Below are 25,817 nucleotides of genomic sequence, written 5' to 3'. Positions count from 1 at the left end.
CCTTGCGCGCTGGTGGTGATGGGCGTTTCCGGCTCCGGCAAGAGCACCATTGCCGATCATCTCGCCCGACGGCTCGGCTGGCGTTACGAGGATGGCGACCGGTTTCACCCGGCAAGCAACGTCGCGAAGATGAGCGCCGGCCATCCACTGACAGACGAGGACCGCTGGCCGTGGCTGCAGGCGATTGCCGACGAGATCGACCGCCTCTCGGCCGCCGGTGAGCGCGCCGTCATCGCCTGCTCGGCGCTGAAGCGCGCCTATCGCGAAATTCTCGTGCACGGCCGCGACGACGTCCGCATCGTCTTTCTCGACGGAACGCAGGATCTGATCGCCCCCCGCCTCGCCGCACGCAAGGGCCACTTCATGCCGCCGGGCTTGCTCGCCAGCCAGTTCAAGACGCTGGAGCGGCCGGGAGCGAACGAACGGCCAATCATGATATCGATCGATGCGCCGGTCGAGCGAATCGTGGACGACATCGTCACTCAATTGAACCTGGTTCCCCAATGACACGTATCGCGCTCGTTGTTTCCGACGTCGACGGCACCCTGTTGACGAAGGACAAAGTTCTGACCGATGGCGCCAAGGCGGCGGTACAGAAACTGCACGACGCCGGCATCGGCTTCACGATCGTCTCCAGCCGGCCGACCATTGGGATGGGATTTCTGATTGAGCCGCTTTCGATCACGCTGCCGATTGGCGCGTTCAACGGCAGCTCGATCATCGACAGCAAGCTCAGGCCGATCGAGCAGCACCTGATTCCGCCTGCCGTGGCGCAGCGCAGCCTCGATGTGCTCAATGCGTTCGGCGCCGATATCTGGTTGTTCACCAATGACCGCTGGTACACGCGCAATCCCGACGGCGAGTACGTTTCGCACGAGAAACTGGCGATCAAAGCCGATCCGACCATCGTGACGGATTTCACCCCGCATTTGACGGAAGCCTGCAAGATCGTCGGCGCAAGTTCGGACTTTGCGCAGCTGCAGCGCTGCGAAGCGGCGATGAAGGAAGCGGTGGGCCGGGAGGCGACCGCGGTTCGTTCCCAGAACTACTATCTCGACGTGACGCCGCCGGGTCATGACAAGGGTACCTTCGTCGCCGCGATGTCGAAGCGGCTTGGCATTTCAGCCGACGCGATCGCGACCATCGGCGACATGGAGAACGACCTGCCGATGTTTGCCAAAAGCGGCATCTCGTTTGCGATGGGCAACGCCGCCGACAACATCAAGCAGCACGCGACGCATGTGACCGACAGCAACGAGCACGACGGATTTGCCGCCGCGATCGAGACGGTGCTGCAGTTCGGATAGGGATAAGTCTACGCAATCTGCGTAAACTTTATTGCTATGCGAACCGGCATCCATCCCGGATCAAGACCGGGGCAGGCTTTCGCTCGAAAACGCCATGCTCCGCCGTATCAAGCCTGCGTGAAGGATAAATCGAGGAGTTCTCAAAGTCTTTGCGCAGCAAATCGGCTTCTGTTCGCCGCCACGATCGGCAAGCGCGAGCCGGTGTCCGGCCGCCGTCTCCTCCCATGAAGGCAGGTTCACCCAGCCCGGGCCTGCCGCGGCGAAGACGGGTGCCGGCTCGCGCGACTTCCGGCACGACCGCGCCTCGTAGGGCCGCTGTGCGGGACAATGCCGACGTCCAGCGCCTTTTGCACCTGGCCGAGCGCGAAGACGAAAATCAAGACCTGTGCGGCTTCCTGGCGACGCAGCGGAATCCGACGTCGCAGGCCGACGTATGGACGGATTCGGCGTGACGCGCCGCGGGACGGTAGCGGCGACAATAATTGGGGGCGCAGAGATGCGAGCCGCCCTTGAGCACTTTGCGAGGATTTTTGATGTCGGGCAGGCGCGGATCGTGGCTGGCGTCCTCGTTGCCACCACGCCGATTTAGCGCCAGGCAGCACGGCTTTGCTGCGTCGGTTTCGCCGTCCGGCGCGTACCAGTCGCAGGTCCATTCCCAGACATTGCCGATCATATCATGCAGCCCGTAACCATTGGGCGGAAAGGCCGTCACCGGGGAAGTGTGTTCGTAGCCTTGTTCGTCATGATTATGCCGTGGAAAATCGCCCCGCCAGGTGTTGGCCATGCATTTGCCATCGGGCATGAACACGTCGCCCCATGCGAATTCTGCGCCGTCCAGTCCGCCCCGCGCGGCAAGTTCCCATTCCGCTTCCGTCGGCAGCTCCTTGCCCGCCCATTTGGCGTAGGCGATTGCGTCGGGAAACGAGATGTGTACGACAGGGTAATCGTCGAGCCCACGGATATTGGTCTTGGGACCATAGGGATGGCGCCAGTCCGCGCCTTCCAGAAAGAACCACCACTGGCTCCGGTCGCACAGGTCGAACGTCGACCGCGGCCGCATGAACACGAGGGAGCCCGCATAGAGCATATGCGGCTGGGCGCCGGGATATTCCTTTGGGTCGGACGGAGCTTCCGCTGTCGTCACATGGCCGGTCGCCGCCACGAATTGGCTGAACTGCAGGTTCGTCACCGGCGTCCGGTCGATCCAGAAGCCGCCGACCGCAACCTGGCGGCTTGGCGCCTCCTCGGGATAGTGCCTGTCGGATCCCATGCGAAATGTGCCGCCGGGAATCCAGACCATGCCGCCGGCGCGATCAAGGGATGATCGAGCGCCCTCGTCCTTGTCCATCCACAGCATCGTCGTCATGGCATTTAAACCGGTTCTTCAATCCAGTTGCCGCGGACGGCGCCCCCACGAATCCCCGGTCCTTTGGCTTTTTCGAACTCACCTTACGGATGACCCCGGTCATATGACCGGCAAATTCCCCTTCCGTGACTTCGCTTTGGCTGATTCTCTTAAAGTAACCGAAGTCAGCGCTGCTGTGATGTACAGTTTGTGCCAATCTTCGAAGGATCGCTTTTCTTCGCCGAAAGCGCGGCAGCAAGATCCTTGATCACTCGGCCGTTGAGGACAGACTTGCCCGACAATTCAAAGCTTTGCGCCGGGGCCAGCAGCGGCTGGCCGAACCCGCCGCTACTTCGAGCGCTGCACCGCCGGCTTTTCGGTCGGCGTCTTCGCCGCGCAGAGGTTATGCGCGGTGTTGATCAGCGCGATGTGCGTCAGCGCCTGCGGGAAATTGCCGGTCTGGCGGCAAGCTCCGGTATCGTACTCCTCCGCCAGCAGGCCGAGGTCGTTGGCGACCGCGACCACGCGGGTGAACAGCGTTTGCGCCTTGTCAAACTCGCCCGCCAGCACATAGGCGTCCGCCAGCCATAGCGAGCAGGCGAGGAACGCGCCCTCGGCCGGTTGCTGCTCCGCGTCGCGAGGATCGTGCCGCAGCACAAAACCGTCACGCATCAGATGCCGTTCGATCGCGACCAGCGTGCCGCGGACGCGCGGATCCTCGGGCGGCAGAAATCCCACCGACGGCAGCAACAGGATGCTGGCATCGAGCATCTTCGAGCCGTAGGACTCAACGAAGGAATTCAGCTCGGGATCAAATCCTCTCGCGCAGACATCGAGGTGGATGGCATCACGCAGCGCGCGCCACTTGTCGAGTGGCGCCTTGAAGCCGAACGTCTCGGCGCTCTTGATGCCGCGGTCGAACGCGACCCAGGTCATCACTTTCGACGACACATAATGCCTGCCCGCGCCGCGGCGCTCCCAGATGCCGTGATCCGGCTGGTCCCATATTTCGGCAAGATGCTCGAGCACCGTGCATTCCACCGCCCAGGTGCTTCCGTCCAGTTCCAGCTTGGCCGTGCGCCATTGATGGAAGGCGTCGATCAGTTCGCCGTAGACGTCGAGCTGCAGTTGTGCATGCGCGGCGTTGCCAACCCGCACCGGCTGCGCGCCTTCGTAGCCGGGCAGCCAGGCGGCCTCCCATTCCAGGAGGCGGCGCTGGCCCATGATGCCGTACATGATCTGCATGTTGGCGGGAGACCCCGCCGCCGCCCGCAACAGCCACTGGTGCCAGGCTGAAGCTTCCTCGGTATAGCCCGAATTTATCAGCGCGAGCAGCGTGAAGGTGGCGTCGCGCAGCCAGCAGAAGCGATAGTCCCAGTTTCTGGTGCCACCGAGTTTTTCCGGCAGCGAGGTCGTGGGCGCGGCGACGATGCCGCCGGTCGGGGCGTAGGTCTGCGCTTTCAGCGTGATCAGCGAACGCATCACGAGGTCGCGGTACTCACCCTCATAAGTGCTGCGGCTGCACCATTCGCTCCAAAACGCTTCGGTATCCTTCAACGCATAGGCGGGATCGATCGGCTTGGGGACGGGCAGATGAGAGGGGCCGTAGGTGAGCACGAAGGGGATGCTGTCACCCTCGCCGACCTCGAAATCGGCGACCGTCGTCATATCCTCGCCGCGGGTCTCGACCGGCGTCCGCAGCACCGTCATGTCCTGCCCGCAGATCGCAAGCAGCGCCGAGCCGTCGTCGCTCTTCTTGACCCAGGGAATATCGGTGCCGAAGCCGAAGCGGATCACCAGCTGCATATGCATCCTGACCTGGCCGCGAACACCGCGCACCAGCCGTACCACATCGGAGGCGTTGCCGCGCGGCGGCATGAAATCGATCAGATCGACCGCGCCATCAGCGGTTTCGAACCGGGTCTCCAGAATCAGGGTGTTATCCCAATAGCGACGCGAGGTACCGGTGATCTCTGCCTCCGGCGCGATCAGCCAGCGGCCGTGCTTCTCGGTGCCGAGAAGCGCTGCAAAGCAGGCATCCGAATCGAAGGCCGGCCAGCACAGCCAGTCGATCGATCCGTTGCGGCCGACCAGCGCAGCGGTCTCGCAATCGCCGATCAGCCCATAATCTTCGATCCGGCAGGCCAAGATGCTTCACCGTTTAGTCAAATCGCGGCGCGCGACCGCTCGTGGGTTGCCGCCTTGAGCGTGGTAACGTCGACCATGGATGTCATCTGTTCGATTGGCACCGGAAGCCGCCGCCGCCAGTTCGGATGCTCGTTGACGGTGCCGGGGATGTTGGGCTGGTCGACTACTCCGAGCAGATCCTCCAGCGAGACCGCGAGCAGCCGCGACTTGGTTCGCGCCAGGAAATTCGCGACCGAGTAGAGATCGTTGCGGTCGATGGCATGATGCTTCAGCACAACGTCCAGCATCGCCAGCGCATGCCAGCGCGCATCGTCGCTCTCGCCCGGATCGATGCCGAGCGAGCGCTTCAGCTTCAGATCGCCGAACGAACGCCAGCCGGCATAGGTCGAGAGGTCATGGGTGTTGAAGGTGACGAGCGCGTTGGTCAGGTAATGATCGATGTTGCGGAACGTGCCGGCGTCGTCGCGCTCGAACATCATCACGAGATACGACCAGATGCCCCAATCGGCGATCTGGTCGCGAAACCCTTCCGGCACGGTGCCGAGGTCCTCGCCGATCACGACGCAGCGGTTTGCAACGCTTTCCTGCGCCGTCACCGCCAACAGTGCCTCGAACGGCATCTGGACATAGACGCCGTCGCGGGCGCTAAAACCTTGCGGCACGAGATAGAGCCGCTTCAGCCCGAGCACATGGTCGAGGCGGATGGCACCGGCGTGGCGCATCGAGGCGCGCAGCATGTCGCGGTATGGCGCAAAGGATTCAAGCTCGAGCCCAGCGGCATTGAATCCGGCAAGGCCCCAGGTTTGGCCCGCGGTATTGAGCGGATCGGGCGGCGCGCCGACGCCGAGATGGCGGGAGATCGCCACCTGCTCGTTCCAGGCGTCAAAGCCGTCGGCCTGCACGCCGACCGCGACATCGAGATAGAGCCCGACCTTCATGCCGAGCTGCTTTGCCAGATCGGCCGCCGCCCCCAACTGCCGGTCGGCGGTCCATTGCACGAACTCAACGAACTCGATTTCGCCAGCGTCCGCGCCGTCGCGCAAGGCAGCGCATCTGGCATCGTCCGGCTGCCGCCACGCTTCCGGCCATTCCCACCACGGCTTGCCGAATTTGTGCCGGAGCACCTCGAAGCAGGCAAAATGCGACAGCAACGTGCCGCGCTCGGCGCGGAATTTGTCAAAATCCTGTCGGCGGCCCGGCTTGGCGTTGGCCTTGAAAGCGGCAAAGGCCTTGCGCAGCGCCCGCCACTTCAGGCCGGCGACGCTGACATAATCGACGACATCGCCTGCCCGCAACGGCGCCAGCGCTTCGCGTGCTTCAGAATCGGGCTGAAATTCGGGAAGCTTTTCGACGTCGATATAGAGTGCGTTGAGAAACAGCCGGCTGTTCGGCGAATAGGGACTGCAATCGCCCGGGCGATCGTCAAACAGCACGTGCAGCGGATTGAGGCCTACTCCATCTGCCCCGAGATGATCGGCGAGTTCGATCAGGCGGGCGAGATCGGTGAAGTCGCCCATCCCCCAGTTGCGCGCGGAGCGGACGCCGTAAAGTTGGACCGCGAGCAGCCAGCAGCGGTCGAATTCGCCCCCATAGGCCCGTTCCGGTGCCGAAATCAACGGCACATCCTCGGCGGTCGAGGTATCGCTCACCTGAAGGCGGTAGACGCCATGCGGCAGGTTTTTGGGCCAGTCGATGGCGTGGTCGGAGCTCCCGCCGTCGGCGATAAGCCCTGACTCCGCAACGATTTTCCACGCCACCGGAAGCCCCGCGGTAGCCGGCAGCTCGGTCCGCGACGGCCGCCCGGAGCGGACCACCACGGGGTGACCGACCAGCGGTCCCGGGGCCTGCGGCGGCAGGGCCTCCAGGATAATTTTGAGCGCGGCGGCGTCCGTCACACGGCGGTGACCCTGACCGTCCAGGAACTCGGTCTGGATTCCCTGGGCTTTAGCTTGAGCAAAAAGGTCCATTCGGCACGTACTTTGCACGCAAACATCAAACCGATGTCGCGAAATTGTCTAATTACAGGAAGGAGATAGACGGTGTCTAACGCTCGGGCCCACCAACGGTTCCGGGGGAACCAAAGCGAGCCGAGCGGCTTTCTATCTCAGTCCGGAACGTCTCCCTTTCTCCAAACGAAACGGGGACGTCATTTCCATGGCAGTGGCATCACCGTGAACAAAAAAGCGCAAACCGCCGAGAGCTCCAACGCCGGCGTCTCCCTTCCTATCGACCGTGGCTATCCGCTGAATCCGGATGGCAGCCTCGTCGTCGAAGCAAAGGAGGTGCCAGCCGCCGTCACCGACGAGCTTTGGTACAAGGATGCGATCATCTACCAGCTCCACGTCAAGGCCTTCGCCGACAGCAACAATGACGGCATCGGCGACTTTGCCGGGCTGACCGAGAAGCTGGGGTATTTGCAGGATCTCGGCGTCACCACGCTGTGGCTGTTGCCGTTCTACCCCTCCCCCGGCCGCGACGACGGTTACGACATCGCCGATTATGGCGACATCAACCCCGATTTCGGGACGATGAAGGATTTCCGCCGCTTCATCCAGGAAGCCAAGAAGCGCGGCTTGCGGGTCATCACCGAGCTCGTCATCAACCACACCTCCGACCAGCACGACTGGTTCAAGCGCGCGCGTCGCTCCGATCCGAATTCCTCTGCCCGCAACTGGTACGTCTGGAGCGATACCGACCAGAAATATCAGGGCACCCGGATCATCTTCACCGATACCGAGAAATCGAACTGGACCTGGGATCCGGAAGCCGGCCAGTTCTACTGGCACCGCTTCTTCTCGCACCAACCGGACCTCAATTTCGACAATCCGCGCGTGGTGAGCGCGCTGGTCCAGGTGATGAAGCGTTGGCTCGACACCGGGGTCGACGGCTTCCGCCTCGACGCGATCCCCTACCTCTGCGAGCGGGACGGCACCAACAACGAGAACCTGCCCGAGACGCATACCATCATCAAGCGGCTGCGCAGCGAACTCGATGCCTACGCCAAGGGCAAGGTGCTGCTGGCCGAGGCCAATCAATGGCCGGAGGACGTACAGGAATATTTCGGCCGCGGCGACGAATGCCACATGGCCTATAATTTCCCGCTGATGCCGCGCATCTACATGGCGATCGCGCAGGAAGACCGTTTCCCGATCACCGACATCCTGCGCCAGACGCCCGACATTCCGAATAGCTGCCAGTGGGCGCTGTTCCTGCGCAATCACGACGAACTGACGCTGGAAATGGTCACCGACGTCGAACGCGATTATTTGTGGTCGACCTACGCCAACGATCCCCGGGCGCGCATCAATGTCGGCATCCGCCGCCGGCTGGCGCCTTTGATGGACAACGACCGGCGCAAGATCGAACTGATGAATTCGCTGTTGCTGTCGTTCCCGGGCACGCCGATCATCTATTACGGCGACGAGATTGGCATGGGCGACAACATCTATCTCGGCGACCGCAACGGCGTCCGCACCCCGATGCAGTGGACGCCGGATCGCAATGGCGGCTTCTCCCGCGCCGACCCCGCGCGGCTTTACGCGCCGACCATCATGGACCCGGTCTACGGCTACGAGTCCGTCAACGTCGAGGCGCAGTCGCGCAGCCTTTCCTCGCTGCTCTCTGCTACCAAGCGGCTGATCGCGGTTCGTAAATCAACGCTCGCCTTCGGCCGCGGCACCATGACGTTCATCCGCCCGGAAAACCGTTCTGTGCTGTGCTACGTGCGCCAATATCAGGGTGAAGTTATCCTGTGCGTCGCCAACCTGTCGCGATCGGCGCAGGCGACCGAACTCGATCTCTCCGCGTTCAAGGACCGCATCCCGCTGGAAATGCTCGGCCGTACCCGCTTCCCGCCGATCGGCGAACTGCCCTACATGATTACGCTCTCACCTTACGGCTTCTATTGGTTCGAACTGCAGGAGCGCGACAAATCGGAACCGGTGGTGCAACGTGCCGTGCCCGAGTTCGAAACGCTGGTCGTGCCGCTGAACGCGACCTGGGTGTCGCTGGCGCGCGAGCGCGGCGTGTTCGAGCACGACGTGCTTCCGGGCCATCTGGCGCGCAGCCGCTGGTATCCGGAACGATCGCCCAAGGCGATCCGTCCGACCCTGACTTCGGCCATTCCATTCTGCGACATCGGCGACAACCGGCCGTGGCTCGCCCTCTTCGAGACGACACAGCGCGGCGTCAGCACGCGCTACGTGCTGCCGTTGCAGATCGAATGGGTGCGCTTCGACCGCGAGCGCTACAACCCGCATGCACTGGCCGCCGTTCGGCAAGGCGCCCGTGAAGGCACCCTGCTCGACGTCGCCACCGACCAGATCTTCATCGCGCTATTGTTGCGCAATCTGCAGCAATCGCTGACGCTCGACGAGAGCGAACAGGGCTTGCGGCTCGAATTCCGGCCAACCAACCGCTTCAGCGACAAGCCGATCCGGCAGCCCGAGCACATCCGCATCGTCGACTCCGAGCAACCCCGCAGCACCGCCCTGGTGGACAACGACTATGTCGTCAAGATCTACCGGACGCTTCAGCCCGGCCCCAGTCCCGAAATCGAGATGGGACGTTTCCTCACCGACGTCGCCAACTTTGCCAACACCCCGGCGCTGCTCGGCAGCGCCGAACTGGTCGAGGGCAACGAGAAGAGCGCAGTCGGCGTCGTTCACGCCTTCGTCGCCAATCAGGGCGACCTCTGGACCGTGAGCGCCGGCTATCTCGATCGCTTGGTCGAGGAGCAGCGCCTGCTGGCGGCGAGCATGCATCCCGGCCAGCGCGAGGAAGAGATTCCCTATCTGCGTTACATGTCGCAGGCCGGGCGACGCGTGGCCGAACTGCATGTTGCGCTTGCCGGCAACAGCGAACTTGCCGAATTCGCGCCCGAGCCGGCCGGCAGCGACGACCTGCAGCGCTGGATCGACGATCTGATGCTGTGCGCCGGCCGCGTTTTCGATGCGCTCGGGCAGCGGCGGGAAATGCTGAGGGAAGCCGACCGCCCGCTGGCCGACCAGGTACTGGCGTTGCAGCCGGCCCTGCCGAATTTGCTGGCGACGCTGCTCTCGCGCGAAGCTGACATCGCCAACATCCGCTGCCACGGCGACCTCGATCTCACCCAGTTGCTGATCGTCAAGGATGACATCTTTATCATCGACTTCGAAGGCGCGCCGCGGAGCAGCATCGCGGAGCGCAGGCGCAAGGCGCCGGCAGCCCGCGACATCGCCGGTCTGGTCCGATCGATCGATTATACGGCGACCGCAGCCCTTGAGCGCGCGCTCAAAGTAGCCCACGATGAGCACGGCAAGCTCGGCGCGGCGCTTGGCGAGTGGCGCGACCGGGCGGCCGCCGCGTTTCTCGCCGCCTACCACGAAGCCGTGACCGATCGCCGGCTATGGCCATCCGATCCGAACGCGGCGGACGGCTTGCTGACCTTCTTCCTGCTTGAGAAGGCCTTGAATGAAATCGAACACGAACTGTCATTCCGGCCGGAATGGCTGCGCGTGCCCCTCATCGGAATCATCAGAATGTTGTCGCAACCATCCTTCGAGGCCTCATGACCAAGCTGCCCGCCGAGGCCTACGCCATCATCGAAGGCAAGCATTCCGATCCGTTTCGTTATCTCGGCTTGCACAGCGAGGGCGGTCACAGCGTGGTGCGCGCTTTCATCCCCGAAGCTTCCAATGTGGAAGCGGTCGGCGAGCATGGCGAGACGGCGCCGCTCGAGCGAATTCACGATGCCGGGCTGTTCGCAGGCGCGCTGCCGAACGGCTCGAAACGCTACCAGCTCCGCGCCCGCTTCGGCGAAAACGTCGTCGATCTCGACGATCCCTACCGCTTCCCGCCCGTGCTCAGCGACTTCGATCTCTATCTCTTGGGCGAAGGCACCCACCGGCGGATCTACGACAAGCTCGGCGCGCATCCGATGACGCTCGACGGCGTCGACGGCGTCGCGTTCGTGGTGCTCGCGCCGAATGCGAAGGCCGTCAGCGTGGTCGGCGATTTCAATTTCTGGAACGCCCTGCGGCACCCGATGCGGGTGCGCGGCGTCGGTTATTGGGAATTGTTCGTGCCGCATGCCCGCGCCGGCGACCGTTACAAGTTCGACGTCACCGGACCCGACGGGCGGCATCTGCCGCTAAAATCCGATCCGGTGGCCTTTGCGGCGGAGATCCGGCCCTCGACGGCCTCGATCGTCGTCGACGAAACCCGAATTCCGCATCCGCGCCCTGCGCCGTCGGGTATCAACGCGCTGGGCGCGCCGATCTCGATCTACGAGGTGCATCTCGGCTCGTGGCGGCGCAAGAACGGCAATGAATGGCTGAGCTATCGCGAGCTCGCCGAACAGCTTCCGGCCTATGCAAAGGACATGGGCTTTACCCATATCGAGTTTCTGCCCGTCAGCGAGCATCCGTTCGACGGCTCATGGGGCTATCAGCCGACCGGCCTGTACGCGCCGACCAGCCGGTTCGGCACGCCGGAAGATTTTTCCGCGCTCGTCGATGCCTGCCATCGCGAGGGGATCGGCGTATGGCTCGACTGGGTGCCCGGACATTTTCCTGACGATCCGCATGGGCTCGGCTATTTCGACGGCACCGCGCTCTACGAACACGCCAATCCGCTGCAGGGCCGCCACCTCGACTGGGGCACGCTGATCTACAATTACGGCCGCACCGAAGTGGTCAATTTCCTGGTCTCCAACGCGCTGTTCTGGTTCGACCGCTACGGCGTCGACGGCCTGCGCGTCGATGCCGTCGCCTCGATGCTCTATCTCGACTACAGCCGGCCCGCCGGCGAGTGGATTCCGAACCGGCATGGCGGCCGGGAAAACCTCGAAGCCATCGAATTCCTGCGCCGCTTCAACATCGAACTGTTCGGGCTTTTTCCGGAGGCCACCACGGCCGCGGAGGAATCCACCGCCTGGCCGCAGGTGTCGCAGCCGGTCGAATATGGCGGGCTCGGCTTCGGCTTCAAATGGAACATGGGCTGGATGCACGACACGCTGAAATATATCGGCAAGGATCCGGTGTACCGGAAGCACCATCACGGCGACATCCTGTTCGGCCTGCATTACGCGTTCTCGGAGAATTTCATTCTGCCGCTGTCGCACGACGAAGTCGTGCACGGCAAACGCTCGATCCTCGGCCGCATGCCGGGCGACGAATGGCAGCGGTTTGCAAACCTGCGCGCCTATTACAGTTTCATGTTCGGCCATCCCGGCAAGAAGCTGTTGTTCATGGGCTGCGAATTCGGCCAGCAGCGCGAATGGAATCACGATCAGTCGCTCGACTGGCATTTGCTGGGGCAACAGCGGCACGCCGGCATCCAGAATCTGATCCGCGATCTCAACCACCTCTATCGCGCCGTGCCGGCGTTGCACGAGATGGACTGCAACCAGGCGGGATTTGAATGGGTCATCACCCATGATTCCGCCAACAATATCTTTGCCTGGCTGCGCAAGGGATACGATGCGCACGCGCGCTGTCTCGTGGTCGTCAACTTCTCGCCGAACGTCTATCAAAATTACCGCGTCCGGGTGCCGTTCGCCGGCAAGTGGAAGGAAGCGCTCAATTCCGACTCCGCGCATTATGGCGGCAGCAATGTCGGCAATGTCGGCGAAGTCCACACCCTCGAAGGCAGCATCCCCGAGCTCAGCCTGACCATCCCGCCGCTGGCCGCGATCTTTCTCGTACCGGAAAGCTGACCCATGCGATTATCAGCGGGAAGCCCCGCCCGCCTGGGTGCAAGCTGGGACGGACGGGGCACCAACTTTGCGCTGTTTTCGGCCAATGCGGAAAAGGTCGAGCTGTGCCTGTTCGACGGCCAGGGCCGCCGCGAACTCGAGCGGATCGAACTGCCCGAGCGCAACGAGGACGTCTGGCACGGTTATCTCAACGACGTCTCGCCCGGGCAGCTCTATGGCTATCGTGTCCACGGCCCCTATGCGCCCGAACGCGGCCACCGTTTCAACGCCAACAAGCTGCTGCTCGATCCCTACACCAAGCGGCTTGCCGGCCGCCTGGTGTGGAGCGACGCGCATTTCGGCTATCGAACGGGCAGCGCGCGCGAGGATCTTTCCTTCGATCGCCGCGACAATGCGCGCGGCATGCCAAAGGCGGTCGTGGTCGACGAGACCTTCAACTGGGGCCGCCGCGAGATACGGCCGAACATCGCCTGGGAAGACACCGTCATCTACGAGGCCCACGTCAAGGGCCTGACGCAGAAGCGCGACGACGTAGCCCCAGGCTGGCGCGGCACCTATGGCGGGCTGTGCTCGCCGGCGATGATCGACCATCTCAAGAAGCTCGGCGTCACCACCATCGAATTGCTGCCGATCCACGGGCTGATCGACGACCGGGTGCTGGTCGAAAGGAAGCTGGCCAACTACTGGGGTTACAACACGCTGGCGTTCTTCGCGCCGGAGCCGCGTTACGCGCAGGACAACGCGCTCGATGCGTTCCGCACCACGGTGGCGCGGCTGCACGACGCCGGCATCGAGGTGATGCTCGACGTGGTCTATAACCACACCGCCGAAGGCAATCATCTCGGCCCGACGCTATCGTTCCGCGGCATCGACAACGCGTCCTATTACTGGCTCAACAAGGAAAACCCGCGCTACTACGACGACTTCACCGGCTGCGGCAGCTCGGTCAACCTCACCCATCCGCGCGTGCTGCAGATGACGATGGATTCGCTGCGCTACTGGGTCGAAGTCTGTCACGTCGACGGCTTTCGCTTCGACCTCGCCACCACGCTGGCGCGCGGGCCGAACGGCTATGACCGCAATGCCGCCTTTCTGACCGCGGTACGGCAGGACCCTGTGCTGTCGACCGTCAAGCTCGTCGCCGAGCCATGGGACCTCGGCATGGGCGGCTATCAGGTCGGGGCGTTTCCCTCGCAATGGTCGGAATGGAACGACCGTTATCGCAGCGCGATGCGGCGCTACTGGAGCGGCGAAGGCAGCCTGATCGGCGAAGTATCGCGCCGCATGACCGCTTCCTCCGACCTGTTTCATCATGACAACCGCGCGACACGCGCCGGCGTCAATCACATCACCGTCCATGACGGTTTCACGCTGGCCGATCTGTTCAGCTACAACGAGAAGCACAATGAAGCCAACGGTGAGGACAATCGCGACGGTTCCAACGACAACCACAGCAATAATTGCGGCCATGAGGGCCCCACCACCGACGCCGCGATCGTTGCGTTGCGCCGGCAGCTGCGCAAGAACCAGCTCGCCTGCCTGTTCCTCGCGCTAGGGACGCCCTTGATGCTGGCCGGCGACGAGGTCGGCAATTCGCAGAACGGCAACAACAACGCCTATTGCCAGGACAACGAGACCGGCTGGGTGAACTGGGACAATCTTCGCAAGCAAGGCGACGACCTCATCGATTTCGTCGGCCACATGACCGCCCTGCGCCGGCGCTTCGCCCAGCTCCGCAGTCAGCGCTGGCTCGATGGGCGGCGCAAGGACGGCTCCTTTGGCGTGCTGTGGCTGACGCCCGCGGCCGAGGAAATGAAGGAAGCCGACTGGAATTTTCCGGAAGGCCGATTCCTTGCCTATGTGCTCGCGCCGATGGAACAAGGGCAGGCGCCGATCTTTATCGTGCTGAACGCCGCACCCGAAGAGATCGCTTTCACGTTGCCCCGTATGACCGAATACAAGAACTGGCAGCAGGTGCTGAACACCACCGAGGCGGTACAGACCGCCGCCGCCGTCGCATCGGGCTCTGAAACCAAAGCGCCACCGCGCTCGGTGCTTGCCTTTGCGGGCGCAGCATGAATGACCGGCAATTCGGCCCGTGTCTGGCAAACTACGGCACGCGGTTTCGGCTGTGGGCGCCGGCGGCGAAACGCGTTGATGTCATGCTGGCGCAACCACACGCGATGAAGCGCGGCGAGGACGGCTGGTTCACCGCCGACATCGCCGGAGTGAAGGCCGGCGCGCGCTACAAATTCCGCATCGATGACGAGATCGATGTGCCGGATCCGGCGTCGGCGTTTCAGCCCGACGACGTCTTCGGCCCGAGCGAAGTGATCGATCACGAAGCCTATCCATGGCGCGCCACAAGCTGGCGTGGACGACCGTGGCAGGAGGCTGTCATCGTCGAGGCCCATGTCGGCACCTTCACCAAGCAAGGCACCTACCGCGCGATGATCGACAGGCTCGATCATCTCGTCGAAACCGGCATCACCGCACTGGAATTGATGCCGCTGGCGGACTTCGCCGGCTCTCGCAACTGGGGCTATGACGGCGTTTTGTGGTACGCGCCCGACAGCGCCTATGGCCGGCCCGAAGATCTCAAGGCGCTGATCGACGCGGCGCATCTGCGCGGACTGATGGTGATGCTCGACGTGGTCTATAACCATTTCGGTCCCGAAGGAAATTATCTCGGCCGCTATGCGCCCTCCTTCTTCACCGAAGCCCACACGCCCTGGGGCAGCGCGATCGATTATCGCGTGAATGAAGTCCGCGCCTTCGCGATCGCGAACGCGCTCTCCTGGCTGCGCGACTATCGCTTCGACGGGCTGCGGCTCGATGCCGTCAATTCCATCGTCGAGCCGGGCGGGCTGTCGCTGCTGCATGACATCAGCGCGGCCGCCGGCAAACTCGCCACGGAAACCGGCCGGCACATTCATCTCGTGCTGGAGAACGGCGACAACCGCGCCAGCATTCTGGACGCCGCTGAAGACCCGCCACAGGGAAAATATCGCGCGCAGTGGAACGACGACTATCATCACGCCTGGCGCGTGCTGATGACCGGCGAGAAGCAGGGCTATTACGTCGACTACCAGCACGCGCCGATCTCGGATATCGCCCGCTCGCTGTCATCCGGCTTTGTCTATCAGGGAGAGCCGTCGGTGTTTCGCGGCGGCAAGCGCGGCGAGCCGAGCGGCCATCTGGCGCCCGTCGCCTTCATCAACTTCCTGCAGAACCACGACCAGATCGGCAATCGTGCGCTGGGCGACCGGCTCGAAAGCACCGCCGACATACGGGCCGTCGAAGCGGCGCTTACGGTGCTGCTGCTGGCGCCGTCAATTCCCATGCTGTTCATGGGCGAGGAATGGGGCTCGAAGGCGCCCTTCCCGTTCTTCTGCGATTTCGGCGGCGATCTCGCCGATGCCGTCCGCAAGGGCCGCCGCGTCGAACTGGCCTGGGCCTATGCGGAATATGGCGATGAGGTCCCCGACGCGCTCGACCGATCGACCCGCGATTCCGCTGCGCTAGACTGGAACGAGCGCAACGCGCCGGCCGCACGGAAGCGGCTGACGCTGGTGCGGGAGCTCTTGAAAGTTCGCCGGCAGGAGATTGTCCCGCGGCTCGCGGGCGCAACCTTCGGCGAGGCGCACGCGGCCGACAACCGCCTGCTGACGGCCGATTGGCGGATGGGCGATGGCACGACGCTTCGCCTGCTTGCCAACCTGTCGGGACAGGCCATCAGCCAAGCGCCGGACAAAGCCGCGGGAACCCTGATCTGGGGCAGCGAGTTGGGTGACAGCGTCCCGCCATGGGCGGTGCTCTGGCGCATCGGATAGGAAAATGCCCCCGGCGATCCCGATCGCGACCTACCGCCTGCAATTGTCGGCGGATTTCAATTTTGACGCCGCCGCTTCCGTGGTGCCTTACCTGAGGGCGCTCGGCATCACCCATCTCTATGCCTCGCCCTTCATGCGCGCCCGCAAGGGCAGTACGCATGGCTACGACGTCACCGACCACGCCCAGTTCAACCCGGAGCTTGGCGGCGAAGCCGGCTTCGAACGGCTGTGTGCTGTGCTGCGGCAGCACGATCTCGGGCTGATCCTCGATTTCGTGCCGAACCATGTCGGCGTGCATTTTGCCGATAATCCATGGTGGCTTGATGTGCTGGAATGGGGTCCGGCTTCGCCACACGCGGCCTCCTTCGACATCGACTGGGAGCAATTGCCATACCGCGCCCGCGGTGGCGTGTTGCTGCCGATCATCGGCTCGTCCTACGGGCAAGCACTGGAAAATGGCGAGATCGAACTGCGTTACGACGATGGCGAAGGCAGTTTTTCGGCGTGGTATTTCGAGCATCGACTACCGATCGCGCCGGAACGCTACGGCGAAATCCTGCGCATGGTCGTCAAAGAGACCGGCGCCGAACACACCACGCCCGGCAAGGGGATACTTGCGCTTGCTGCGCGGCACCAAGGGCCGCGCCATCCCAGCCGCAAGGAAGCGCCCGGTTTCAAGGCCGAGTTGAAAGCGATTTCCGGCGCGGCTGATATCATCACGCGTGGGCTGGAAGCCTATCGCGCCGGGCCGGATCGCACCGCGCCCACGCTTTCGCTGCATCATCTGCTCGAGCGCCAGCATTACAAGCTCGGCCACTGGCGGCTTGCTTCCAGCGACATCAATTACCGGCGCTTTTTCGATATCAACACGCTGGCGGGCTTGCGCGTCGAAGACGCCGGCACCTTCGAGGCGGTCCATCGGCTGGTCAAACGGCTGATTGCGGAGGGAAAGCTGGACGGGCTCCGGCTCGACCACATCGACGGCCTGCGCGATCCCGTCCAGTATTTCCAGCGCCTGCGCCGGCTGGTCCGCGAGGCGCATGGCGGCCGGACCAAGCCCTTCTACATGGTGATCGAGAAAATTCTCGGCGAGCACGAAAAGCTGTCATCATTTTCCGGCGTTCACGGCACCACCGGCTATGAGTGGATGAACGCGATCACCCGTGTGCTGACCGACGGCCAGGGCCTGGAGCCGCTCGACGAGATCTGGCGGCAGATCAGCAACCAGTCGCCAAAGCTGGAGCCGATCCTGCGGGAGGCCAAACGCCGCGTGCTGGAAACGCTGTTGACCAGCGAGTTCACGGTGCTGACGCGCCTGTTGGCGCGGATCGCCAGCGGACATTACTCCACCCGCGACTATTCCGCCGACAGCCTGCGGCAGGCGCTCGAACTCTATGTGCTGCACTTCCCGGTGTACCGTACCTACCTGACACCGTCAGGCCCGTCGGCGCATGATCGCGAATTGATCTCGGAGACCATCGAACGGGCGCGCGCCGACTGGTTTGCAGCCGATGACGGCATTTTCGACTTTCTCCGCGACACGCTGACGATGGATCTGATCAAGCCGGGACGGGCCCCCCACAGCGCGCCGCGCGTCAGACGTTTCGCGTTGAAGGTGCAGCAGTTCACCGGCCCCATGATGGCGAAGTCGCTGGAGGACACGACGTTCTACCGCTACCATCGCCTGCTCGCGCTTAACGAGGTCGGCGGCGATCCGGCCGCAAGAGCGCTTTCGGCCGACGAATTTCACGCGACGATGCGGGTCCGCGCCGGGGAATGGCCGCACGGCATGACGGCTACCGCGACCCATGACACCAAGCGCGGCGAGGACGCACGGGCGCGCATCATGGCGCTGGCGGAAATGCCGGGCGAATGGACCAGCGCGGTGGCCCGATGGAAGCTGCTCAACGCGCCGCATCTGCTTGTCGATGGCGATTTGCGCGCGCCGTCGGCAACGTTCGAATACATGCTGTATCAGGCGCTGCTCGGGGCATGGCAGCCGGACGACGCCTCGTTTCCGGCGCGGATGCAGGAATATGCGCTGAAGGCCGCGCGCGAGGGCAAGCAGGAAACGAGCTGGCTCAATCCCCACGCGGCCTATGAGGCGGGCGTTAACAGCTTCATCGAAAAGATCCTCGATCCCTCGCTCTCAGGCGAATTCCTCAATTCGCTTCAAACAATGGCGCAGCGGCTGTCGCTGCTCGGCGCGCTGAATTCGCTCAGCCAGATCACGCTGAAGACGATGATGCCGGGGGTACCGGATTTCTATCAGGGCACCGAGCTCTGGGATTTTTCACTGGTCGATCCCGACAACCGGCGGCGTGTCGATTTTGCCGAACGCTCAGGCCGGCTCGGCGCGCTGGAGAAACCGGATTGGGACCGGTTGGTCGAGAAGTGGCCGAGCGGGCATCTGAAGCTGGCCTGGACACGGCATTTGCTCAAACTGCGGACCGAACTCGCCGATGTGTTCACCAACGGAGATTACGAGCCCCTGGAAGTGAGCGGGCCGCATCGTGACCATTTCATCGCGTTCGCTCGGCGACGCGGCCGTGAGGCCGCGATCACCGTGGTCACGCGCTGGTTTGCGCCGTTGACCGACGGCGGCAGACATTGGCCCGGTCCGGCGAATTTTGACGCCGCGCTTGATGTCGGCGGCTATTCCGTGGAAGGTTTTGCCGATGCCGATGCGACGCAATTGCGGCTGTCGGATCTACTGGCGCATCTGCCGGTCGCTGTGCTGAAAGCACGGTTCGCCGGCGCGGCTAAGCCGGCGCGCAAACGCGAACGCGCCTGAGGAGGCATCAGCTTTTCTTGGTCAGCAACAGCTTGCCACGGTTCTGGATCGCGGCCTGGGCCGCCTCGGCAAAGCGCTGCAAGAGCCACGGCAGCACGACTTCCACCTGCACATGATCCTCGGCCACGTCGACATGGCCGGCCGCTGCCTGCCCTAGCGCGCGAACGCGAAAGATCATGCGGTTGTCTTCCCATCGCTCCTCATCGACGCTCAGCACCGGCACGCTGGAGGCGGCGCGCGCAAGCCCCGTCTTCAGGCGGCGCATGGCCTCATCGCGGCCCAGGCTATGCGGAATTGAAACCACCAGCGGTTTGGTCATCGGCGAAAATCCTCTCCTCTGCTCTAACTGCATGTAACTACACGCGCTTCAAATAGAAGAAGCGCCCTGCATTATCGCAACGCAAAACGGAACTTTCATAGTTCCCCTGTGTTGTTCCGCCGCAGGCAGAGCAAACAGACGGCCCATCGGGCTGAGGAGAGATTCATGTCACTCGGGACCATCATTCTTATCATTCTCATCATCGCCCTGCTGGGCGGTTTCAGCGGCATCGGCGGCGGACCGTTCTACGGCACTGGATATTACGGCGGCGGCGGTCTTGGGCTCGTGATCGTCATTCTGCTGATTCTCTTGCTGCTCGGGAAGCTCTGAGCGGATCGCAGATCGGAGTCACGGGGTGGGTACAGGCGCAAGCCGTGCCCACCCTTTCTCGTATAGCTAAAGGTGGTGGGCACGCTCCGCTTTGCGCACCCTATCCATACAAAGACTGTCGTCACCCGCGAAGGCGGGTGACCCAGTACTCCAGAGACGCCGGTGATTGAACCGATAAGCCGCGGCGTACTGGATACTCCGCCTTCGCGGAGTATGACGGCTGCGGGTGAAGCGGCGGACGCGGACTACATCCGCTACTTCCCAGCCAGCTTCTTCATCGCCGGCTTGATCGAGGCGGCAGCGTCATCATACCCGTCCCACGCTTTCGTCTTCGCCAGCAGCGCCGGCACCGACCGCACCGTGTACTTCTTCGGATCGAGGTCGCCGCGCACCTGCGGCCAGGTCAGCGGCATCGAGACGGTGGCGCCCTCGCGCGCACGCGGCGACAACACGGCGACGGCGGTCGAGAGCCGGTCGTTGCGCAGATAGTCGAGGAAGATCTTTCCCGCGCGCAGCTTCTTGGACATGTTGAGCAGATAGCGCTCTGGGTCATCGTTCGCCATCCACTGGCAGACGCCTTGCGCGAAGGCCTTGGCCTCCTTCCAGGTCACCTTGTCCCTTGCGCCATGGAGCAGCGGCGTCACAACGTGCAGCCCCTTGCCGCCGGTGGTCTTGCAGAAGCTTTCAAGGCCCACCGCCGTCAACCGCTGCCGCATGTCCTTGGCGGCCTCGATCACCTCGGAAAATTCAACGTTCGGGGCCGGATCGAGATCGAACACCAGCCGCCCCGGCGTGTCGTAGTCGTCAGGCGCGCAATTCCAGGGATGCAGCTCCAGCCCGCCGATCTGCGCCACCGCCGCCAACCCTTCAACCTGATCGATCTGCAAATAAGGTTTGCGATCGCCCGCGACCTTGGCGAGCTTCATGAGATCGGAGGCGCCCGGCATCGCATGACGCTGGAAGAATTTTTCGCCGTTGATGCCGTCGGGGGCGCGGAGAATCGAGCACGGACGGCCCTTGAGATGGACGATCATCCACTCCCCGACCGCCTCGAAATATTGCGCAAGGTCGAGCTTGGTGACGGCCTCGCCGTCGCCGCCGTCGGGCCACAGCGCCTTCTCGGGCTTCGAGATCGCAACGCCCATCACCTCGGCGGATTTCGCCGATGATTTCACGGACCGCACTACCGGCTTTGCAATTCCAGTCATGGCAGGCTTCTCCGCGCGTATCTCCGTCGCCGGCTTGTCCTGACGCAACCCCTTGAACGCGGCCTGCCGGATGTTGCCGCCATCGGTCCAGCCGGCGAACTCGACCTCGGCGACCAGTTCAGGTTTCAGCCAATGCACGTCGCGGGTCTTTTTCGGTGCGTCCTTGCCGCCGAACGGGCTTTTGTCCGACGACGCCGCTTTCAGCGCCGGCATGATGCGCCGGACCGTATCCTGGCCGAAGCCGGTGCCGACAACGCCGACGAAGGCCAGATGGTTGCCGCGATAGACACCGGCCATCAGTGAACGGAATTTGCCGTTGGTGGTCTTCCAGCCGCCGAGCACCAGCTCCTGCCCGCCGCGGATCTTGGTCTTGGTCCAGCTTTCGGTCCGTCCGGAGCGGTAGGGCGCATCCAGTTTCTTGGAGACGATGCCTTCCAGCTCCAGCTTCCGGGCCGATTCCATGACGGTGTCGCCGCGCTCCTCGAAATGATCAACGTAGCGGACCAGCTTTTCCTTTCCGTTCCGCTGCTCCAGCAGACGCTTCAGGCGTTCCTTGCGCTCGCGTAGCGGAAGCGCACGCAGATCCTCACCATTGGCAAACAGCAGATCGAACGCAAAGAAGATGAGGTTGCCGGTCTTGCCGTCCGCGATCGCCGCCTGCAACGCGGAAAAACTCGGCACGCCATTGTGGTCCAGCGCGACGATTTCGCCGTCGATCAGCGCATCGGGCAACGCCTTGGCGGCTCTCGCGAGAGCGCCAAACTTGTCGGCCCAGTCCAGCCCTTTTCGAGTGAGCAGCGCCACATCGCCATCCTCGATCCGCAACTGCACGCGGTAGCCGTCGAACTTGACTTCGTGACACCAGCCAGCCGAGTTCGGCGGACGCTCGACCGAGGCGCAAAGCTGCGGCGCGACGAAACCCGGCATCGCGGAAATCTTTTTCGGCTTGGCGCTCTGCGCCGGCGCATGGGTCCTGGTCTCTGGCGCGGCGCGCAGTGCGGCTGTTTTCCTGCCGGCGCGCGCGTCAGCCGCTTCGCCGCGGTTGGATTGCCAGACCGCGTCGGCCTTTGTCTTGCCTTTGGTCAGCATGAACGGCGTTGGCGCCTTGCCCTTGCCTTGCGCGATCTGCGCCATCGTTCGCCCCGAAGCCACCGAGCTATCCTCATCGAGGATATCGTTGGCTTCGCCTTCCTTGGCGAATTCGTCGCGATGCTTGATCAGGAGCCAGTTGGTGCGCTTGCCGCCGTAGCGGTCGCCCGTCATCCGCACCAGCACCCAGCTGCCGTGCAGCTTGTCGCCATGCAGGGTGAATTTAAGGTCGCCCTTTTTGAAGCCGCGATCAGGATCATCGGCTTCCCAGGTGCCGCGATCCCAGAGCATGACGGTGCCGCCACCATACTGGTCGTCCGGGATGGTGCCTTCGAAATCGCCGTAGTCGAGCGGGTGATCCTCGACCTCGACCGCGAGCCGCTTGTCGTGCGGGTCGAGCGACGGTCCCTTGGTGACGGCCCAGGATTTGAAAACCCCGTCGAACTCCAGCCGCAAATCGTAATGCAGCCGCGTTGCGTCATGCTTCTGAATCACGAAGCGACGCTGCTTCGCCGGCGCGACCTTGACCTCGCCCGAGGGCTCCGCGGTCTTGCCGAAATCGCGCTTCTTCCGGTACGTGCTGAGTTTCTTCAACGCCACGGCAAACCTCGACCATCCGGGCCGCGCACGGCGGCATCCGGAACGAAAACCCATACTAGCCGTTGAAGTTCCGAAACCCAACCATGCCGGAGACTGCAATGGCGCCCCGCGCCTACTGGAAAGGCACGCTAAAACTCTCCCTGGTGTCCTGTCCGGTCGTGCTGTACCCGGCCTCGACATCGGTCGAGAAAACCCGCTTCCACATGATCAACAAGGAGACGGGTAACCGGCTGAAGCAACAGATGATCGATGCCGAGACCGGCGACGTCGTCGAGAGCGACCAGAAGGGCCGCGGTTACGAACTGAAGAAGGGCCAGTATGTCGAGATCGAAAAGGAGGAGCTCGAGGCCGTCCAGATCGAGAGCAACCACACCATCGAAATCGACAGTTTCGTGCCTCGCGCTGAAATCGACAAGCGCTATTACAACAATCCCTATTATGTCGCCCCCGACGGCAAGGCCGCCATCGACGCCTTCGCCGTGATCCGCGACGCGATGAAGGACGAGGAGCGGGTCGCGCTGGCGCGCATCGTGCTGACCAACCGCGAGCACGTCATCGCGATCGAGCCGCTCGGTAAGGGACTGCTCGGCACCACCCTGCGCTATCCTTACGAACTGCGCGATGAGGACGACTATTTCGACGACATCAAGACCCCAAAGATCACCAAGGACATGGTCGAACTGGCGAGCCACATCCTGCAGACCAAAGCGGCGCATTTCGATCCCTCGAAGTTCAAGGACGAATACGAGGATGCGCTGAAGGCACTGGTGCGCCGCAAGGCTTCCGGCAAGCCGATCAAGGCCGCCGAGCCCGAGGAAAAGCCCGACAACGTCATCAACCTGATGGATGCGCTCAAGGCGAGCCTGAAGGGCAAGCCGGCAGGGAGGCGTCGGGCTCCGGCGTCACGAGGTGCACCGGCACGCCGGACGGCAAAGAAGGCGCACCGGTCGACGGCAAGGCAGCGCAAGGCGGGATGAGTCTCGCCACCGTCACTGCGAGGAGCAAAGCGACGAAGCAATCCAGAACTCCGCTGGGATTCTGGATTGCTTCGCTACGCTCGCAATGACGGTGCCCTAACTGCCGCCTACCGCTTCGACTTCTTCGCCGTCTTTTTCTTCGCCGCCTTGCGCTTCTTGGCGGCCTTCTTCGGCACCTTCCTGCCCTTGGCCCTCGCCTCCGACAGCCCGATCGCAATCGCCTGTTTGCGGCTCTTGACCTTCCGGCCCGAACGGCCGCTCTTCAGCGTCCCAGCCTTGCGCTTCTTCATCACGCGTTCGACATCGGTCGATGCCTTCTTCGAATATTTACGTGCCATTGCATCTCTCCGGCTTCATCATTTGGTGAAAAAGTAATCACCGGTGGCATGCAAAGTTCCTCACAGGTCACAGTCCGCTTGCATTGACCGGCCACGGAAGGCATTTTGGCCGCCGGGGGACGATTGAAACGCCGGCAGCAAGAACGGCGCTGTCTCCGGACCGGGGAGGTTTTGATGACGTTGACGAAGTCGCATGTCGCGGGCCCAGCGACGCCTGCGGTGCGGGAGATGACGTTCGGCGATCTCTTGCGCAAGGCGGCTGAGACAGCGCCCGATCGCCTGGCCCTGATTGCCGGCGTCCCCGACCCAAAACTGCGCCGGCAATGGACCTACGCGGAGTTCTATCGCGAAGCCCAGTGCACCGCCCGCGCGCTGCTGTCGCGCTTCAAGCCCGGCGAGCGCATTGCCGTCTGGGCGCAAAACCTCCCGGAATGGATGATGCTCGAATTCGGCGCCGGCATGGCCGGCATGATCCTCGTCACCGTGAACCCGGCTTTTCGCGCCCGGGAAGTCGAGTATGTGCTGAAGCAGTCGCGCTCGGCCGGCGTCTTCGTCGTCAACGGTTTTCGCGGCAATCCGATGCTGGAGACGGTGCATGCCGTGGCGCCGAACTGCCCCGAGCTCCGCGAGATCATCTGCTTCGACGACTGGGACGCCTTCATCGCCGCGGGCGACGACACCAATATCAAGCTGCCGGCCGTCAGCCCCGATGATCCCGTCATGATCCAGTACACCTCGGGCACCACGGGCTTTCCGAAAGGCGCCCTGCTCCGCCATCGCGGATTGCTCAACAACGGCGCCGACACCGCCGATCGCATGGGCGTCGATGCCGGCGACATCTTCGTCACCCCGATGCCGCTGTTTCACACCGGCGGATGCGTCTGCTGCGTGATCGGCGCAGTGTCGAAAGCCGCGACCACGGTGCTGGTCGAGGCCTTCGAGCCCGGACTGGTGCTGGAAATGCTCGGGACCTATCGCGGCAATGCAATGCTCGGCGTTCCCACCATGCTGGTCGCGATGCTGGAACATCCGACCTTCGCGGCGACCGATCTCTCAGCCGTCAAGGCGATCTGCTCCGGCGGTTCGACGGTGCCGGCCGCGCTGGTGCGGCTGTTGGAAGAAAAGCTCGGCGCGCCCTTTACAATTGTTTTCGGCCAGACCGAATGTTCCCCGGTCGCGGCGCAAACCCGCACCACCGACAGCGTCGAGGACAAGGCCAACACGATCGGCCTGCCGCTGCCCAATATGGAGAACAAGATCATCGATCCCAACACCGGCGAGACGGTGCCGATCGGCACGATCGGTGAATTCTGCACCCGCGGCTACCACGTGATGCTCGGCTATTTCGAAATGCCGGACGCGACTTCAGCCGCGATCGATGCCGACGGCTGGCTGCATACCGGCGATCTCTGCGCGATGGATGCGCGCGGCTATTGCACGGTGGAAGGCCGGCTGAAGGACATGATCATCCGCGGTGGCGAGAACATCTATCCGCGCGAGCTGGAGGAGCTCCTGTTCAAGCATCCCAAGGTCAGTGAAGTCGCCGTGGTCGGCGTTCCCCACGAGAAGTGGGGTGAAGAGGTCGCCGCCTTCGTCCGCCCGGCGCCCGGCGCAACAATCGAAAAGGAAGAACTGATCGACTACATGCGCGCCTCGCTCGCCCCGCACAAGACACCCAAACACTGGTTCGTGGTGAACGCCTTCCCGTTGACGGGATCGGGCAAGATCCAGAAATTCAAGCTGCGCGAAGCCTGGACCAAGGGCGAGATGACGGCGATCTGAGGACTGCAGAAGGGGCGCGGCGTTATTCTCATACAACCGCAACGGTGGTAG

General features: G+C 63.3%; 16 protein-coding genes. 10 read left to right on the top strand and 6 right to left on the bottom strand.

From position 1 onward, the window contains the following. The first annotated feature begins 18 nt into the window (after positions 1 to 18). Both ACPPVP_RS10760 and ACPPVP_RS10755 read left to right on the top strand, forming a co-directional pair. Positions 19 to 507, top strand: a complete 489-nt coding sequence (locus ACPPVP_RS10760) for a gluconokinase (RefSeq protein WP_426537780.1) — start codon at positions 19 to 21, stop codon at positions 505 to 507. Then, positions 504 to 1,307 (top strand): Cof-type HAD-IIB family hydrolase, encoded by an 804-nt coding sequence (locus tag ACPPVP_RS10755; protein ID WP_426533911.1) that lies wholly within the window; start codon positions 504 to 506, stop codon positions 1,305 to 1,307. The genes ACPPVP_RS10760 and ACPPVP_RS10755 overlap by 4 nt, the downstream gene beginning before the upstream one ends. A gap of 376 nt (positions 1,308 to 1,683) precedes the next feature. Here the strand turns inward: ACPPVP_RS10755 and ACPPVP_RS10750 are convergent, their stop codons facing one another. The 3 genes from ACPPVP_RS10750 to malQ form a co-directional block, all read right to left on the bottom strand. Then, positions 1,684 to 2,664 (bottom strand): formylglycine-generating enzyme family protein, encoded by a 981-nt coding sequence (locus ACPPVP_RS10750; protein WP_426537778.1) that lies wholly within the window; start codon positions 2,662 to 2,664, stop codon positions 1,684 to 1,686. Between the two features lie 336 nt (positions 2,665 to 3,000). Then, a complete protein-coding gene (locus ACPPVP_RS10745) occupies positions 3,001 to 4,800 on the bottom strand; it encodes a glycoside hydrolase family 15 protein (RefSeq protein ID WP_426533909.1) in 1,800 nt (599 codons plus the stop codon). A gap of 17 nt (positions 4,801 to 4,817) precedes the next feature. Further along, on the bottom strand, positions 4,818 to 6,767 hold the full coding sequence (malQ, locus tag ACPPVP_RS10740; RefSeq protein WP_426533907.1) for a 4-alpha-glucanotransferase: 1,950 nt from the start codon (positions 6,765 to 6,767) through the stop codon (positions 4,818 to 4,820). Positions 6,768 to 7,082: 315 nt separating this feature from the next. Here malQ and treS point away from each other — a divergent pair, with 315 nt between their 5' ends. The 5 genes from treS to treY are packed head-to-tail and all read left to right on the top strand — an operon-like array spanning position 7,083 to position 19,123. Next, positions 7,083 to 10,352, top strand: a complete 3,270-nt coding sequence (treS, locus tag ACPPVP_RS10735) for a maltose alpha-D-glucosyltransferase (protein WP_426537776.1) — start codon at positions 7,083 to 7,085, stop codon at positions 10,350 to 10,352. Then, complete coding sequence (gene glgB / locus ACPPVP_RS10730; protein WP_426533905.1) at positions 10,349 to 12,496, top strand: 1,4-alpha-glucan branching protein GlgB; 2,148 nt, start codon at positions 10,349 to 10,351, stop codon at positions 12,494 to 12,496. The genes treS and glgB overlap by 4 nt, the downstream gene beginning before the upstream one ends. 3 nt (positions 12,497 to 12,499) lie before the next feature. After that, positions 12,500 to 14,575 (top strand): glycogen debranching protein GlgX, encoded by a 2,076-nt coding sequence (gene glgX / locus ACPPVP_RS10725; protein WP_426533903.1) that lies wholly within the window; start codon positions 12,500 to 12,502, stop codon positions 14,573 to 14,575. Further along, on the top strand, positions 14,572 to 16,329 hold the full coding sequence (gene treZ / locus ACPPVP_RS10720) for a malto-oligosyltrehalose trehalohydrolase (protein WP_426533901.1): 1,758 nt from the start codon (positions 14,572 to 14,574) through the stop codon (positions 16,327 to 16,329). The genes glgX and treZ overlap by 4 nt, the downstream gene beginning before the upstream one ends. 4 nt (positions 16,330 to 16,333) lie before the next feature. Continuing rightward, a complete protein-coding gene (gene treY, locus ACPPVP_RS10715; RefSeq protein WP_426533899.1) occupies positions 16,334 to 19,123 on the top strand; it encodes a malto-oligosyltrehalose synthase in 2,790 nt (929 codons plus the stop codon). A 7-nt stretch (positions 19,124 to 19,130) separates the two neighbouring features. Here the strand turns inward: treY and ACPPVP_RS10710 are convergent, their stop codons facing one another. After that, positions 19,131 to 19,442, bottom strand: coding sequence for a polyhydroxyalkanoic acid system family protein (locus ACPPVP_RS10710; protein ID WP_426533897.1), 312 nt, complete (start codon positions 19,440 to 19,442; stop codon positions 19,131 to 19,133). Positions 19,443 to 19,607: 165 nt separating this feature from the next. Here ACPPVP_RS10710 and ACPPVP_RS10705 point away from each other — a divergent pair, with 165 nt between their 5' ends. Next, positions 19,608 to 19,772 (top strand): DUF3309 family protein, encoded by a 165-nt coding sequence (locus ACPPVP_RS10705; RefSeq protein WP_192740124.1) that lies wholly within the window; start codon positions 19,608 to 19,610, stop codon positions 19,770 to 19,772. Positions 19,773 to 20,026: 254 nt separating this feature from the next. On the opposite strand, the gene ligD is transcribed toward ACPPVP_RS10705, so the two are convergent. Continuing rightward, on the bottom strand, positions 20,027 to 22,723 hold the full coding sequence (gene ligD, locus ACPPVP_RS10700) for a DNA ligase D (RefSeq protein ID WP_426533895.1): 2,697 nt from the start codon (positions 22,721 to 22,723) through the stop codon (positions 20,027 to 20,029). A 44-nt stretch (positions 22,724 to 22,767) separates the two neighbouring features. Here ligD and ACPPVP_RS10695 point away from each other — a divergent pair, with 44 nt between their 5' ends. Continuing rightward, positions 22,768 to 23,646 (top strand): Ku protein, encoded by an 879-nt coding sequence (locus ACPPVP_RS10695; protein WP_426533893.1) that lies wholly within the window; start codon positions 22,768 to 22,770, stop codon positions 23,644 to 23,646. A gap of 107 nt (positions 23,647 to 23,753) precedes the next feature. Here the strand turns inward: ACPPVP_RS10695 and ACPPVP_RS10690 are convergent, their stop codons facing one another. Further along, a complete protein-coding gene (locus ACPPVP_RS10690) occupies positions 23,754 to 23,984 on the bottom strand; it encodes a DUF6496 domain-containing protein (protein WP_426533891.1) in 231 nt (76 codons plus the stop codon). Between the two features lie 174 nt (positions 23,985 to 24,158). Here ACPPVP_RS10690 and ACPPVP_RS10685 point away from each other — a divergent pair, with 174 nt between their 5' ends. Continuing rightward, the gene (locus ACPPVP_RS10685; RefSeq protein ID WP_426533889.1) at positions 24,159 to 25,766 is read left to right on the top strand and encodes an AMP-binding protein; all 1,608 of its coding nucleotides are present in this window, start codon (positions 24,159 to 24,161) and stop codon (positions 25,764 to 25,766) included. Positions 25,767 to 25,817 lie beyond the last annotated feature (51 nt).

The organism is Bradyrhizobium sp. McL0615 (assembly GCF_049993905.1).
Lineage (GTDB): Bacteria > Pseudomonadota > Alphaproteobacteria > Rhizobiales > Xanthobacteraceae > Bradyrhizobium.
The sequence above is the reverse complement of the archived record's forward strand: the minus strand, read 5'-3'. Positions and strand labels throughout refer to the sequence as shown.